Annotated in this window: 1 protein-coding gene; it reads right to left on the reverse strand. The window is 62.5% G+C overall.

The features are described from left to right. A partial coding sequence (locus tag VI26_RS22755) for a hypothetical protein (protein WP_048412034.1) occupies positions 1-363 on the reverse strand: 363 nt, incomplete at both ends.

The following is a 363-nucleotide window of genomic DNA, read 5'->3' on the forward strand; positions in this document are numbered from 1 at the left end:
GCTACCGCCGTGGTTGTCGATGTCGGCGGCGTTGACGTCCAGTGCCGCATTGCCGGCAATCTTGCCCTGGTTGTGCAGCTGACCGCTGATCTCCAAACTGCTGGCGGCCTCCTTGCCCAGCGCCAGAATCTGGCCTTTGTCCGCATTGTTGACGCTGGTCGCCGTCAGTTGCAGGTCCTTGCCGGCCTGGATCAGGCCGGCCCCGTTCTCCAACGCACCGGCCGTCAGCTTGAACTGGCCGTCGCTACCGAGCAGGCCGTCGTTGTGCAGCGAGGCACTCGCGGTAAAGTTCAGCTTCTGCGAGCCAATCAAGCTGCCTTTGGTGTTATTCAGCTGCTGCAGCTTGGCGTCCAGCTGTTGCTG

This window comes from Chromobacterium sp. LK1 (genome assembly GCF_001043555.1).
In the GTDB taxonomy this organism is placed as follows: Bacteria; Pseudomonadota; Gammaproteobacteria; order Burkholderiales; family Chromobacteriaceae; genus Chromobacterium; species Chromobacterium aquaticum.